Source organism: Massilia sp. IC2-476 (genome assembly GCF_020707295.1).
GTDB lineage: Bacteria > Pseudomonadota > Gammaproteobacteria > Burkholderiales > Burkholderiaceae_D > Telluria.
This window is the reverse complement of sequence record NZ_JAJFER010000001.1, coordinates 331,436-346,311: the sequence shown is the minus strand read 5'-3', so window position 1 is coordinate 346,311 and position 14,876 is coordinate 331,436. Positions and strand designations below refer to the sequence as shown.

Genomic DNA, 14,876 nt, shown 5'->3' with positions numbered 1-14,876 from the left:
TAAGACAATGGAGATGCATTTCATTCATTCAATTGTGTGCGAGAAAAGACAAGCTTTGCGTTACACTTAGGATATTTTTTTCCTAACTTTTCGTCGCGCATGCCCGGCTCATCCATCGATAATTCGCAGTTTCGCCGCATTCTTTCCCGCAATGTGGCCTTGCCCCTGGCGCTGAGCGTCGTCACGGCGATCGTCTTCGTCGCCATCATCGCTTACCTGATCAATGTCCTGACTTGGGTCGAGCACTCGGAGCGGGTGATCGGCCAGTCGCAGGAAGTCAGCAAGCTCTCCGCCGAGATGGAAACCGGCATGCGCGGCTACCTGATCGCCGGCGACGAGACTTTCCTGTCACCCTATTACCTGGCGCGCCAGCGCATGCAGGACGGCTTGCGCAGCCTGGGGCGAATGGTCGAGGACAACCAGGTGCAGACCGACCGCGTGCGCCGGATCCAGTCGGCCCAGGCCCAGTGGGAAGCGTTTGCCAACGAGATGATCGCCTTGCGCCGCGCCGACGGCGACGTCGTGGGCGCCGTGCGAACCGGGCGCGGCAAGAACCTGACCGACGAGATCCGCCGCACCTTCGAACTCATGCTCGACGCCGAGCGCCGCCTGCTGCAGGAACGCAACGATTCCGCGCGCCGCGTCACCACCTGGTCGGTGGCGAGCTTCCTGCTCCTGAGCCTGCTGGTCGGTATCGGCCTGGCGCTGTTCGGCCGCCGCCAGCTGGTGGGCCTATCGCAGTCCTACCAGGAAGTGCTCGACCACGAGGCCGAGCACAATGCCCAGCTGCGCCACCAGGACTGGCTGCGCACCGGCCAGGCCGAACTGGCGACCCGCAGCGCCGGCATCCATGCGCTCGAGCCGCTGGCCGAGGCAGTGCTGGTACAGGTGACGCGCTACCTGGAAGGCGTGGTGTCGGCCATGTACGTGCGCAGCGAAGAGGGCGTGCTGCGCCGCATCGGCGCCTATGGCTTCGCGCACGATGCCGCCGACCATGCCCAGCTGATCCAGCCGACCGAGTCGCTGGCCAGCCAGGCCGCCAACGAGAACCGCATCCTGCACCTGCGCGAACTGCCCGACAATTACATCAAGGTGGGATCGGCGCTGGGCGAAGCCTCGCCGCGCGAGATCCTGATCGCGCCGGTCTACAACTACGGCAAGGTCAAGGGCGTGATCGAGATCGGCTTCCTGCACCCGGTGCAGGCGCGCGACCGCGAGTTCATGGAGCTGATCGCCCCGGCCGTGGGCGCGTCGATGGCGGCGGTGCTGTACCGCCAGCGCCTGCAGCATGCGCTGGAAGAGACCCAGACCCTGAACGAAGAACTGCAGGTGCAGCAGGAAGAGCTGCGCACCGCCAACGAGGAGCTGGAAGAGCAGTCGCGCGCGCTGGAAGAATCGCAGACCGCGCTGGAGAACCAGCAGTCCGAGCTGCGCGCCACCAACGACCAGCTGGCCGAGCAGGCCCTGGCGCTGGACATGAAGAACGCTTCCCTGACCGCGGCCCAGGAACAGCTGCGCCAGCGCGCGCTCGAGCTGGAGCGCGCCAGCCGCTACAAGTCCGAGTTCCTGGCCAATATGTCGCACGAGCTGCGCACGCCGCTCAACAGCTCGCTGATCCTGGCCAAGCTGCTGGCCGATAACGCGGCCGGCAACCTGAACGACGAACAGGTGCGCTTCGCCCAGACCATCTACTCGGCCGGCAACGACCTGCTACACCTGATCAACGACATCCTCGACATCTCGAAGGTCGAAGCGGGCAAGCTGGAACTGGTGCCGGAAGAAGTGCCGCTGCGCCGCATGGTCGAGGGCCTGGCGCGCACCTTCGAACCGCTGGCGCGCCAGAAGGCGCTCGACTTCAGCGTCAGCATCGAGCCGAACGTGCCTGCATCGATCACCACCGACCGCCAGCGCGTCGAGCAGATCCTCAAGAACCTGCTGTCGAACGCCGTCAAGTTCACCGACAGCGGCCGGGTTGCCATGAGCGTGGGCGTGACGCCGGAAGGCTGGGTCCAGTTCGGCGTGCGCGACTCCGGCATCGGCATCGCGCCGGACCAGCAGGAAAAGATCTTCGACGCCTTCCACCAGGCCGACGGCACCACCAGCCGCCGCTTCGGCGGCACCGGCCTGGGCCTGTCGATCTCGCGCGACCTGACCAACCTGCTGGGCGGCAACCTGAGCTTGTCCAGCAATCCGGGCGAGGGCAGCCTGTTCACCCTGAGCCTGCCGAAGAGCGGCGCGGTGGCGGCGACCCCGCCGGCGGCGCCGACGCTGGCGCCGGCGCAGGTGCAGTTCCAGCCGGCGGCCGCACCCACGCCGGCGCCGGCCGCGGCGGCCACTCCAGCCCAGACCGAGCCGCTGGCCAGCTTCCCGGACGACCGCGACGAACCGGCGGCCGGCACGCGCACGGTGCTGGTGATCGAAGACGAACCGGAATTCGCGCGCATCCTGTTCGACCTGGCGCACGAACTCGATTACCGCTGCCTGGTGGCCTTGAGCGCCGGCGAAGGCCTGGCGCTGGCCTCGGCCCAGAAGCCGGACGCCGTGCTGCTCGACATCCGCCTGCCCGACAGCTCCGGCCTGTCGGTGCTGCAGCAACTGAAGGACAACCCGGCTACCCGCCACATCCCGGTGCACATCGTCTCGAGCATCGAGAACGGCGGCGAAGCCCTGCACCTGGGCGCGATCGGCTACGCCCTGAAACCCACCTCGCGCGAGCAGCTGGAAGAGGTGTTCCGCAAGCTGCAGGAAAAATCGAGCCAGAAGATCAAGCGCGTGCTGCTGGTCGAGGACGACGAGCGCCAGCGCGAGAGCGTGGTGCAGCTGATCGCCGACGCCGACGTGCAGATCGCGGCGGTGGGTACGGGCGGCGAAGCCCTCACGCTGCTGAAAGAGCAGACCTTCGACTGCATGATCATCGACCTCAAGCTGCCCGACATGCAGGGCAGGGAGCTGCTCGAGCGCATGTCGCATGAGGAGCTGTGCTCCTTCCCGCCGGTGATCGTGTACACCGGCCGCAACCTGACGCGCGACGAGGAGGCCGAACTGCTCAAGTATTCGCGCTCGATCATCATCAAGGGCGCCCGTTCGCCCGAGCGCCTGCTGGACGAAGTCACGCTGTTCCTGCACAAGGTCGAGAGCGAGCTGTCGTCCGAGCGCCAGACCATGCTGAAGGCCGTGCGCGGACGCGACCGCGTGTTCGAAGGGCGTACCATCCTGCTGGTGGACGACGACGTGCGCAACGTGTTCGCGCTGACCAGCGCGCTCGAGTCGCGCGGCGCGAAAGTCGAGGTGGGACGCAACGGCTTCGAAGCATTGGCCAAGCTCGACGAGGTGCCGGGCATCGACCTGGTGCTGATGGACGTGATGATGCCGGGCATGGATGGCCTGGAAGCGACGCGCCGCATCCGTGCCGACGGCCGCTTCGACCGCCTGCCGGTCATCGCCATCACGGCCAAGGCGATGAAGGACGACCAGGAGCAGTGCCTGGCTGCCGGCGCCAACGATTACCTGGCCAAACCGATCGACCTCTCGCGCCTGTACTCGCTGCTCCGGGTGTGGATGCCGGCACTGGAACGCATCTAAGGATGACAATGCTTCCCCTCGATCCCAATCCGCCGGACGATTTCGACATCGAGCTGAAAATGCTCGTGGAGGCGGTGTACCTGAAGTACAACTACGACTTCCGCGACTACACCGGAGCCTCGCAGAAGCGCCGCATCTTGGTGGCCATGCGCGAGATGGAATGCGACACCGTATCCAGCCTGCAGGCCAAGGTCATGCACGAGCCGGACGGTTTCGCCCAGCTGCTGCAGTACCTGACGATTCCCGTCACCGAGATGTTCCGCGATCCGGAATACTGGATCGCGCTGCGCGAGCACGTCCTTCCTTTCCTGCGGACCTATCCGTCGCTGAAGCTCTGGGTGGCCGGCTGCAGCACCGGCGAGGAAGTGTATTCCCTGGCCATCCTGTTGCAGGAAGAGGGGCTGCTCGAACGCTCGCTGATCTACGCCACCGACATCAATCCGGCATCGCTGGAAGCGGCGCGGCGCGGGGTGTTCAAGGTGGAGGCCATGCGCCAGTACACCGAGAACTACCAGAAGGCGGGCGGCAAGCGCGCTTTTTCCGACTACTACACGGCAGCCTACGACGGCGCCCTGTTCGACCGCTCGCTGGTGGAGAACGTCACCTTCGCCGACCACAGCCTGGCGACTGATAGCGTGTTCTCGGAGACCCATTTCGTCAGCTGCCGCAACGTCCTGATCTATTTCAACCGCAAGCTGCAGGACCGCGTGCTCGGCCTGTTCCACGAATCGCTGTGCTACCGCGGCTTCATGGGGCTGGGCAGCAAGGAGAGCATCGAGTTCTCCAGCTACGTCGACCGCTTCGACGTGCTGGCGCGGCGCGAGCGCATCTACCGCAAGGGCGCCGCATGAGCATTCCCCTGAGCGCCATTGGCCAGGTCGGCGAGGCACTGCGCGGGCGCCGCACCGAGCTGGTCGTGATCGGCGGCTCGGCCGGCGGGGTCGATGCCCTGATCGGCCTGCTGCCAGAGATCCCGGTGGACTACCGCTCCACGGTGGTCTGCATCCTGCACGTGCCCGCCGACCGCGACAGCCGCCTGGCCGAGCTGTTCGATCTGCGCGCCGCCTTGCCGGTGCGCGAGGCGCGCGACAAGGAGCAGCTGGAGCCCGGCGTGATCTATTTTGCCGGTTCGGGCTATCATCTGTCGATCGAGCGCGACCGCTGCTTCTCGCTGAGCTGCGAGCCGCCGGTCCAGTTCGCGCGTCCGGCGATCGACGTCCTGATGGAGTCCGCCGCCGACGCCTACGGCCCGGCCATGGCCGGCATCCTGCTGACCGGCGCCAACCACGACGGCGCCGACGGCATGTGCCGGATCCGCGAACGCGGCGGCCTGACGGTGGTGCAGGACCCGAACGAAGCCCAGGCCAGCGCGATGCCCGAGGAAGCCATCCGCCGCTGCGCCCCCGATCTCGTGCTGCCGCTGTCCGCCATCCGGACACTGCTTCCCATGCTGAGGAACCCATGAGCGCCCAAGACCCAAGCAAACTCCTGATCGTCGACGACCTGCCGGAAAACCTGCGCGCGCTCGACGCCCTGATCCGCGGCGAAGGGCGCCTCGTGTTCCAGGCCTCCTCGGGCATGGATGCGCTGGCGCTGATGCTTGAACACGAGTTCGCGCTCGCCATCCTCGACGTCCAGATGCCCGGCATGGACGGCTTCGAGCTGGCCGAATTGATGCGCGGTACCGAGCGCACCCGCAACATCCCGATCGTGTTCGTGTCGGCCGCCGGGCGCGAACTGAACTACGCCTTCAAGGGCTACGAGACGGGCGCGGTCGACTTCCTCTACAAGCCGCTCGACTCGGACGCCGTGCGCAGCAAGGTCAACGTGTTCGTCACGCTCGACCAGCAGCGGCGCCAGATGCAGCGCCAGATGGCCGCGCTCGAGCGCAGCCGCCAGGAGCAGGAAACCCTGCTGCGCGAGCTGCACCAGACCCAGGAAGAGCTGCAGCGCTCCCTGCGCATGCGCGACGAGTTCATGTCGCTGGTGGCGCACGAGCTGCGCACGCCGCTCAACACCCTGTTCCTGGAAACGCAGATGCGCAGCCTGCAGCTCAAGCGCGGCACGCTGGCCTCGATCAGCCCGGACCAGTTCGAAGCCATGATCCGGCGCGACGAGCGCCAGATCAAGTCGATGATCCGCCTGATCGACGACATGCTGGACGTCTCGCGCATGCGCAGCGGCCAGCTGTCGATCCGCCCGGCGGCGGTCGAGCTGATGGACCTGCTGGAACGCGTGGTGAGCGACCTGTCGCTGCAGGCCGCCGCCACCGGCTGCAAGCTGTCGCTGTTGCCGCATCCGCCCGTGCAGGGCTGCTGGGACGAGTTCCGCATCGAGCAGGTGGTGGTCAACCTGCTCACCAATGCGCTGCGCTACGGCGGCGGCCAGCCGGTCGAGGTGAGCGTCCAGTACGCACAGGATACGGTCAGCATCCATGTGCGCGACGAAGGCAAGGGTATCGCCCAGAGCGACCTGGAACGCATCTTCGAGCCCTACGAGCGGGGCGCCCGCAACGGCGAGCCGAAAGGGCTCGGACTGGGCCTGTACATCTCGCGCCAGCTGGCGATCTCGCACGGGGGCGAACTGCGCGTGACCAGCAGGCCGGGGGAGGGCTCGACCTTCACCCTTGTGCTGCCGACCTGCGAGCAGACGGCGGCGGTGCCGACGATCGCGTAGGGTGGTCGGCTCTGCCGACCGCGCGTCCAGCTCCGGCCTGCGTCACAACCGTGCTCGCACCTGCTGAACGCGCGGTCGGGGAACCCGACCACCCTACGAAAATCTATCGATTTCGCGGATACGATTGGCGCGCAGCTTGCGCGCCGCTGTCGTTTCGTCCACACTTCACGGATCGCGCCGATTGCCGGCCGGTTATTGCCCCGTAAGGGGGAGATATACTTGTTCGATAGTAAAAATCAATCGACAGTATCGTTTCAATCAATTTCACAAAAGATGTCCAGCTCGGTACACTGGCGTCTATCAAATCCTTAACCACCCGAAAACAGGAGAATACATGTCCCTCATCAACACCCAGATCAAGCCGTTCAAGGCAACCGCTTACCACAACGGCAAGTTTGTCGATCTGACGGAAGAGAACTTCAAGGGCACCTGGTCGGTTCTGATGTTCTACCCGGCTGACTTCACCTTCGTCTGCCCGACCGAACTGGAAGACCTGGCTGCATTCCAGCCGGAATTCGCAAAGATGGGCGTGAACGTCTACGGCGTGTCGACCGACAGCCACTTCGCCCACAAGGCATGGCACGACACCTCGGACGCTATCAAGAAAGTCAACTACCCGCTGATCGGCGACCCGACCGGCACCCTGTCGCGCAACTTCGAAGTCATGATCGAAGAAGAAGGCATGGCTCTGCGCGGCACCTTCGTGATCAATCCGGAAGGCCAGATCAAGATCATGGAAGTGCACGACAACGGCATCGGCCGTGACGCATCGGAACTGATGCGCAAAGTCAAGGCTGCCCAGTACGTCGCATCGCACCCGGGCGAAGTGTGCCCGGCCAAGTGGACCGAAGGCGCTGAAACCCTGACCCCGTCGCTGGACCTGGTCGGCAAGATCTAATCAGTCGTTCCGTAGTACCTGTCCCGGGCCGCCGTGGCGGCCCGGTGCATTTCAGGGGTCTGTTTTTGATCCCAGGCACTGTCATACCCTTTAAGAACAACGTCATAGTCAAGGAAAACATCATGCTGGACGCAACCCTCAAGAAGCAGTTGCAAGCCTATCTGGAAAAAGTGGTGCAGCCGATTGAGCTCGTTGCATCGTTGGATGATTCGCCGAAAGCGCGCGAAATGGATGAACTGCTCCGCGAAATCGCCGCGTTGAGCGACAAGATCACCGTGCGCAACGACGGCAACAATGCCCGCAAGCCTTCGTTCTCGATCAGGCGCGTGGGCACCGATATCGGCGTCGATTTCGCCGGTATCCCGCTGGGCCACGAATTCAGCTCGCTGGTGCTGGCCCTGCTGCAGGTGGGTGGCCACCCGATCAAGCTCGACCAGGCCGTGATTGACCAGATCCAGAACCTGGACGGCGACTATGTCTTCGAAACCTTCATCTCGCTGTCCTGCCATAACTGCCCGGAAGTGGTGCAGGCGCTGAACGCGATGTCGGTGATTAACCCGCGCATCAAGGTCGTCGCCATCGACGGCGGCGTGTTCAAGAGCGAAGTCGAAGCGCGCCAGATCATGGCGGTACCGATGATGTTCCTGAACGGCCAGCACTTTGGCCAGGGCCGTACCAGCGTGGAAGAGATCCTGTCGAAGATCGACACCAATGCCGGCGCCCGCAAGGCGGCAGAACTGAACAAGAAAGACCCGTTCGACGTGCTGATCGTCGGCGGCGGTCCTGCCGGCGCGGCCGCGGCCATCTACGCCGCCCGCAAAGGCATCCGTACCGGCGTGCTGGCCGACCGCTTCGGCGGCCAGGTGCTGGACACGCTCGCCATCGAGAACTTCGTCTCGATGAAGGAAACCGACGGTCCGAAGTTCGCCGTCGCCCTCGAAGAGCACGTCAAGCACTATGAAGTCGACATCATGAACACCCAGCGCGCCAACAAGCTGGTTGAAGGCAAGCTGATCGAAGTGCACACCGAAACCGGCGCCGTGCTGAAATCGAAGTCGGTGATCATCGCCACCGGCGCCCGCTGGCGCGAGATCAACGTGCCGGGCGAGCGCGAATACCGCAACCACGGCGTGGCTTACTGCCCGCACTGCGACGGCCCGCTGTTCAAGGGCAAGCGCGTGTCCGTGATCGGCGGCGGCAACTCGGGCGTCGAAGCGGCGATCGACCTGGCGGGTATCGTCAAGGAAGTGACCCTGATCGAGTTCGGCGCCGAGCTGCGTGCGGATGCGGTCCTGCAGCGCAAGCTGTACTCGCTGAAGAACGTCACCGTGATCAAGTCGGCCCAGACCACCGAGATCCATGGCGACGGCAAGATCGTCAACGGCCTGTCCTACAAGGACCGCAACAGCGGCGAGGTCAAGCGGATCGACCTGGAAGGCGTGTTCGTGCAGATCGGCCTGGTGCCGAACGCCGAATGGCTGAAGGGCACGATGGACTTGTCTGCACACGGCGAAATCGAAGTCGACGCCAAGGGCCAGACCTCGATCCCGGGCGTGTTCGCGGCCGGTGACGTCACCACGGTGCCGTTCAAGCAGATCGTGATCGCCGTGGGCGAGGGCGCCAAGGCATCGCTGGCAGCATTCGACTACCTGATGCGCCAGCCGGTGGAAGAGGAAAGCCCGGTCGAAGCCAAGGCTGCCTGAGTCTGATTAGCGGCACAAGAAACGCCATCCCTTTGCGGGATGGCGTTTTATTTTGCCGGTGCCTGACGGTTTACAGGATAAAAAATCCACTATAATGGATGAATGGACATCAACGAATTGATTGCGCGCCGGGTCAAGGCCTTGCGCGAGGAGGCGGACCTGTCGCTGGCTGCACTGGCCGAGCTAAGCGGGGTCAGCCGGTCGAACATTTCCCTGATCGAGCGGGGCGAAAGCAGCCCGACCGCCACGGTGCTCGACAAGCTGGCCAGTGCGCTGGGCGTCACGCTGGCCTCGCTGTTCGAGCAGGGGGATGGCACGGAAGCGTCGCCGCTATCGCGTGCCGCGGACCAGCCGGTGTGGACCGATCCCGTCACCGGCTACACCCGGCGCAACCTGTCGCCGCCGCTGCGCTTGCCGATCCAGCTGGTCGAGGTCGTGTTCCCGGCGGGCCAGCGGGTCGCCTTCGATACCTCGACCCAGGGCGTCGAGCAGCAGGTCTGGATGATCGAGGGAACGATGGAAATCACGGCCGGCGACGAAGGCTGGCAACTGGCCGCGGGCGATTGCCTGGCCATGCGCCTGGACCGCCCGGTCTCCTTCCAGAATACGAGCGCCAGGCCGGCACGCTACCTGGTGGCGCTGGCAACCCAGACGTATCCATCCAATAGAGGGCATCAATGAGCGAATCCGTGACCGTGCGGCGCCTGGACGGCGCCGAGGCAGCTGCTGCTGTCGAGGAACTGGCCGAGGTGCTGGCCGATTGCGTCGAGGGCGGCGCGTCCGTCAGCTTCATGCTCCCCCTGGCGCGCGAACGGGCGCTAGGCTTCTGGCGTGGCGTGGCCGACGCGGTCGCACGGGGCGAGCGCGCCCTGCTGGTCGCCGCCGATGGCGAGGGGAAGATCGTCGGCACCGTGCAGCTGGTCATGGCGATGCCGGACAACCAGCCGCACCGGGCCGACGTCGCCAAGATGCTGGTGCATCGGCGCGCGCGCCGGGCCGGTATCGCGGCGCGCCTGCTGGCGGCCCTCGACGAGGTGGCGCGGGAAGAGGGGAAAACGGTGCTGGTACTGGACACGGTCACCGGCGGCGACGCCGAGCGGCTGTACCAGCGCGCCGGATGGGAGCGTGTCGGCGTCGTGCCGAAATTCGCGCTGATGCCGGACGGGTCCTTCTGTGCGACGACCTTCTTCTACAAGCACCTATAATAGGCCGGAGAGGGTCAGGGCAGCGTGCTTCAGTGGAAGGCGACCAGCAGCGCGCCCGTCAGCGCTTCGGTCTCGAGCAACAGCCACGTCGCCGCACTGGCAAGTGCCAGGTGGACTGCGGTCCAGGTCATTGGGTGGTGGCGTGCCATGATAAGACTCCTGATCGATTGAATTCGTAGTGATGATGGTGTCATCTTAGACATCCGCCATGTTCGTAACCATCGGCAAAAACTCCGCGAAGTTGTAGGAATAAACCTTGTGACATTGTCACGACGATCCGTAGTCACTTTTCCAGTTGAGCTCCTACGGGTCAGGTAGGCTGCGTCCTATAGGTGGGCCGATGCGGCGGGCATAGAGTGATGCCTATCATGACCCGACACGAACCCAAACTCCTGCACCGCGGCCTTCTGGCCGTGCGCCGCAATACCATCCGTCGCCTGCTGCGCTCCGTCTTCGGCATCGAGCAGCTGCGCGAGGGCCAGCAAAAGGTGATCGACAGCGTCCTGGACGGCAAGGACACGCTGGCGATCATGCCTACCGGCGGCGGCAAGTCGCTGTGCTACCAGATCCCCGCCAAGATGCTCGAGGGGATCACCATCGTCGTTTCGCCCCTGATCTCCCTGATGAAGGACCAGCTCGAGAAGCTGGAGGAAATGGGGATCCGCTCGGTCCAGGTCAACAGCAGCCTGAACGCGGAAGAGGAAGCGGCCGCCATCGAGGCGATTGCCAATGAAGCCTGCGAGATCGTGTTCTGCACGCCCGAGCGCCTGGTCTCGCCCGAATTCATCGCCGTGCTCAAGGAAGTCACGCTCGACATCATCGTGATCGACGAAGCCCACTGCATTTCGCAATGGGGCCACGATTTCCGTCCGGCCTACATTGGCATCGCCGCCGCCATCGACGCCCTCGGCAAGCCGCCGGTGCTGGCGCTGACCGCCACCGCGACCGATGACGTGATCGAGGACATCCGCAAGCAGCTGAACCGCACGAAGATGAACGTGATTAACACGGGCATCTACCGGCCGAACCTGCACTATGGCGTGGTGCAGGTCACCAACCAGCACGAAAAGCTGGCCCAGGCCTTGCGCCTGGTGCAGGAAAGCGAGGGCGTCGGTATCGTCTATGCCGCCACCGTCAAGGTAGCCGAGGAAATGCTGGCCGTACTGGAAGAGGCCGGCGAATCGGTCACCATCTACCACGGCAAGCTGAGCGCCGCCGAGCGCAAGCAGAACCAGGACATGTTCATGAGCGGCGAGCGCCGCGTCATGGTCGCGACCAATGCTTTCGGCATGGGCATCGACAAGAGCGACACCCGCTTCGTGATCCACCTGCAGATCCCGGCCAACCTGGAGTCCTATTACCAGGAATCGGGCCGCGCCGGGCGCGACGGGCTGGACGCGAGCTGCACGCTGCTGTTCCTGCAGGACGACAAGCGCATCCAGCAATTCTTCCTGATGAAGCACTATCCGGCCGCCGCCGAGTTGCAGACGGTGTACACCGTGGCGCGCGAACTGGCCGAGGAAGGGCCGCTCACCACCGAGCGTTTCGAGACGGCGCTGGAGGAAGCGGGCGAGGCCAAGCTCAAGGTCTGCCTCAAGCTCCTGAAGGACGGCAAGCTGCTGCGCCAGAACCGCAAGCTCGAATACGTGCTTACCAGCAAGGAGCCTGACCCGCAAGTGTTCGGGCAATTGGCAGAGGTGTATGTCCAGAAGGCGGAACGGGACCGTGTGGCCCTCGAGCAGATGGTAGGCTATGCCGTAAGCGGTTTTTGCCGCTGGAAGCTGTTGCTGGATTATTTCGGCGACGAAGTCGATGGCTTCGAGAAGTGCTGCAAATGCGACAACTGCCTGAATCCGCCGGCGCTGGCTCTGACGGAAGGCATCGAAATCCGCGACGACGAATTCGACCGCGAACCGGCGCCCGAGCCATCCGGCCCGCAATTCGAAGTCGGTGGGCGGGCAAAGGCGCCGAAACATGGCGAAGGTGTGGTCGTCGCCGTGGCAGGCGACCAGGTCACACTGGAATTCCCGGACCAGGAAGAGCCGCGTACCTTCCTGGCTGATTTTCTCGAGCCGGCCTGACAAGGCCGCGCTTCAACCGCGAAGGGGCTGCATGGGAGACATGGTCGTCGTCAGGAAGGAAGGGCTGTATTGCGTGCCCGGCGGGTTCTATATCGACCCCTGGCGCCCGGTCGACCGGGCCATCATCACCCATGCCCACGGCGACCATGCGCGCTACGGCCACGGCCATTACCTGTCCGCGGCGCCCGGCGTCAACGTGCTCAAGTCGCGCCTTGGCGACATCAACGTGCAGGGGCTGGAGTACGGCGAAACCATCGTTCATAACGGCGTGACCATCTCGCTGCACCCGGCCGGGCACGTACTCGGCTCGGCGCAGATCCGGATGGAGTGCGGCGGCAGGGTGTGGGTCGCTTCGGGCGACTACAAGGTCGAGCCGGACAAGACCTGCGCGCCCTTCGAACCGGTGCGCTGCGACACCTTCATCACCGAATCGACCTTCGGCCTGCCGATTTACCGCTGGGACCCGGAGCAGCAGGTCATCGACGAGATGAATGCCTGGTGGCGCCGCAATGCCGAGGCAGGGCGCTGTAGCGTGGTGTTCGCCTATGCATTCGGCAAGGCCCAGCGCATTCTGTCACGCCTGGACGCCTCGATCGGTCCCATCGTCTGCCATGGCGCGGTGGAGCCGCTCAACCGGGTGTACCGGGCCGGGGGTGTCGAGCTGCCCGAGACCGTGATGGTCAGCGAAATCGACAAGGCGGCCCTGCGGCGCGCGATCGTCATCGCACCGCCCTCGGCCAGCGGCTCGCCCTGGATGAAGCGCTTCGGCGACTACAGCGATTCCTTTGCCAGCGGCTGGATGCTGCTGCGCGGCGCGCGCCGCCGGCGCGGCGTGGACCGTGGCTTCGTGCTGTCCGACCACGCCGACTGGCCTGGCCTGATGAGCGCCATCAAGGCGACCGAGGCCGAGCAGGTGATCGTCACCCACGGCTCGATTCCGACCATGGTGCGCTGGCTGTGCCAGAACGGGCTGGATGCCAAGGGATTCGATACCGAGTACGGCGACGAAGAAGAGGACGAGGCGCTGCCGCCGGCCGGCGCCGCTGCTTCGAAAGAAGCCGCAAAGGAAGAGGAGCCGTCGGGAGAGAGCGATGCGTGAATTCGCCCGCCTGTACGCCGAACTCGACGAAACCACCTCCACCACGCGCAAGCTCGAGGCCCTGCAATCCTATTTCTCGCACGCGGCGCCGGAAAACGCCGCCTGGGCGGTGTACTTCCTGGCCGGTGGCAAGCCGCGCCAGGCGGTACCGACCAAACTGCTGCGCCAGTATGCGATCGAATACGCGGGCCTGGACGACTGGCTGTTCGACGAGTCCTATCACGCGGTCGGCGACATGGCCGAGACCATCGCCCACATCCTGCCGCCACCGAGTCGCCGCAGCGAGGTCGGGCTGGCCGAATGGATGGAGGGGCGTATCGGCCCCCTGCGCGGCGCCGAGCCGGGCACCATCCGTGAAGCCCTGTTCGCGGCCTGGGATGAACTCGACTGGCGCGAGCGCTTCCTGTTCGTGAAGCTGATCGGCGGCGGTTTCCGGGTCGGGGTGTCGCGCCTGCTGGTGACGCGGGCCCTGGCCGCCATCGCCGCGGTCGACAGCAAGCTGATCGCGCAACGCCTGATGGGCTGGACCGACAACTCGGTGCGACCCACGGCGACCAGCTTCCTGCAGCTGATCGCCGCGCAGTCGGACGAAGAACACAAGCTGCGCGGCGGCCAGCCTTACCCCTTCTTCCTGGCGCACCAACTGCAGGGGGAACCTGCCGAGCTGGGCGAAGTCGACGACTGGCAGGTGGAGTGGAAGTACGACGGCATCCGCGCCCAGCTGGTGCGGCGCGGCGGCCAGAACTTCCTGTGGTCGCGCGGCGAAGACCTGATCACCGAGCGCTTCCCGGAACTGGCCAACTTGCGCATCCCGGAGGGCACGGTGCTCGACGGCGAGGTGCTGATCTGGCAGCCCGGCTGCGCGGCGCCCGCACCATTCGCCGACCTGCAGAAGCGCATCGGCCGCAAGACCCTGAGCGCCAAGCTGCTGGCCGAGCTGCCGGCCGTGCTGTGCTGCTACGACCTGCTCGAATTCGGCGGCGTCGACCTGCGCGCGCTGCCCCAGCACGAGCGGCGCGCGCTGATGGAAACCGAGGTCGCGGCCATCGACGTGCCCCAGCTGCGCCTGTCGCCGCTGGTGACGGCGGACAGCTGGGATGCGCTGGCAAGCCTACGCGCCGAATCGCGAGCGCGCGGCGTCGAAGGCATGATGCTCAAGGCGCGCAGCGCGCAATACGGCGTGGGCCGCACCAAGGATGTCGGCACCTGGTGGAAGTGGAAGATCGATCCCTATACGGTGGACGCGGTGCTGATCTACGCCCAGGCCGGCAGCGGACGGCGCGCCTCGCTCTACACCGACTACACCTTCGCGGTCTGGGACGGCGAGGGCGAGGAGCGCAAGCTGGTCCCCTTCGCCAAGGCCTACTCGGGCCTGACCGATGCCGAGATCCAGCAGGTGGACAGTGCGGTGCGCAAGACCACGATCGAAAAATTCGGGCCGGTACGATCGGTCAAGCCCACCATGGTGTTCGAGATCGGCTTCGAGGGCATCGCGCTGTCGACCCGCCACAAGGCCGGCATCGCGGTGCGCTTCCCGCGCATCCTGCGCCGCCGCTTCGACAAGCCGGTCGAGGAAGCGGACACCCTCGACACCCTGAAAGGCCTGCTGGCCGCGGCCGGGGCATGAGCAAG

The 14,876-nt window shown here is 65.2% G+C and carries 11 protein-coding genes; all 11 read left to right on the top strand.

Going from position 1 to position 14,876, the window contains the following annotated elements; translation table 11 throughout:
- Positions 1 to 99 precede the first annotated feature (99 nt).
- A complete protein-coding gene (locus LK539_RS01630; RefSeq protein ID WP_227799161.1) occupies positions 100 to 3,582 on the top strand; it encodes a response regulator in 3,483 nt (1,160 codons plus the stop codon).
- A 2-nt stretch (positions 3,583 to 3,584) separates the two neighbouring features.
- Positions 3,585 to 4,433: a protein-glutamate O-methyltransferase CheR gene (locus LK539_RS01625; RefSeq protein WP_227799160.1), complete on the top strand. Its 849-nt coding sequence runs from the start codon at positions 3,585 to 3,587 to the stop codon at positions 4,431 to 4,433.
- A complete protein-coding gene (locus tag LK539_RS01620) occupies positions 4,430 to 5,047 on the top strand; it encodes a chemotaxis protein CheB (RefSeq protein WP_227799159.1) in 618 nt (205 codons plus the stop codon). The genes LK539_RS01625 and LK539_RS01620 overlap by 4 nt, the downstream gene beginning before the upstream one ends.
- The gene (locus LK539_RS01615) at positions 5,044 to 6,258 is read left to right on the top strand and encodes a hybrid sensor histidine kinase/response regulator (RefSeq protein WP_227799158.1); all 1,215 of its coding nucleotides are present in this window, start codon (positions 5,044 to 5,046) and stop codon (positions 6,256 to 6,258) included. The genes LK539_RS01620 and LK539_RS01615 overlap by 4 nt, the downstream gene beginning before the upstream one ends.
- A 334-nt stretch (positions 6,259 to 6,592) precedes the next feature.
- Entirely contained in the window at positions 6,593 to 7,156 is a 564-nt protein-coding gene (ahpC, locus tag LK539_RS01610; protein ID WP_227799157.1) for an alkyl hydroperoxide reductase subunit C, read from the top strand.
- 122 nt (positions 7,157 to 7,278) lie between these two features.
- The gene (gene ahpF, locus LK539_RS01605) at positions 7,279 to 8,859 is read left to right on the top strand and encodes an alkyl hydroperoxide reductase subunit F (protein WP_227799156.1); all 1,581 of its coding nucleotides are present in this window, start codon (positions 7,279 to 7,281) and stop codon (positions 8,857 to 8,859) included.
- A gap of 102 nt (positions 8,860 to 8,961) precedes the next feature.
- On the top strand, positions 8,962 to 9,540 hold the full coding sequence (locus tag LK539_RS01600) for an XRE family transcriptional regulator (protein ID WP_227799155.1): 579 nt from the start codon (positions 8,962 to 8,964) through the stop codon (positions 9,538 to 9,540).
- The gene (locus LK539_RS01595) at positions 9,537 to 10,064 is read left to right on the top strand and encodes a GNAT family N-acetyltransferase (RefSeq protein ID WP_227799154.1); all 528 of its coding nucleotides are present in this window, start codon (positions 9,537 to 9,539) and stop codon (positions 10,062 to 10,064) included. The genes LK539_RS01600 and LK539_RS01595 overlap by 4 nt, the downstream gene beginning before the upstream one ends.
- A 368-nt stretch (positions 10,065 to 10,432) precedes the next feature.
- Positions 10,433 to 12,145, top strand: coding sequence for an ATP-dependent DNA helicase RecQ (locus tag LK539_RS01590; protein WP_227799153.1), 1,713 nt, complete (start codon positions 10,433 to 10,435; stop codon positions 12,143 to 12,145).
- Between the two features lie 31 nt (positions 12,146 to 12,176).
- Entirely contained in the window at positions 12,177 to 13,244 is a 1,068-nt protein-coding gene (locus tag LK539_RS01585; RefSeq protein ID WP_227799152.1) for a ligase-associated DNA damage response exonuclease, read from the top strand.
- On the top strand, positions 13,237 to 14,871 hold the full coding sequence (locus LK539_RS01580; RefSeq protein ID WP_227799151.1) for an ATP-dependent DNA ligase: 1,635 nt from the start codon (positions 13,237 to 13,239) through the stop codon (positions 14,869 to 14,871). The genes LK539_RS01585 and LK539_RS01580 overlap by 8 nt, the downstream gene beginning before the upstream one ends.
- Positions 14,872 to 14,876 lie beyond the last annotated feature (5 nt).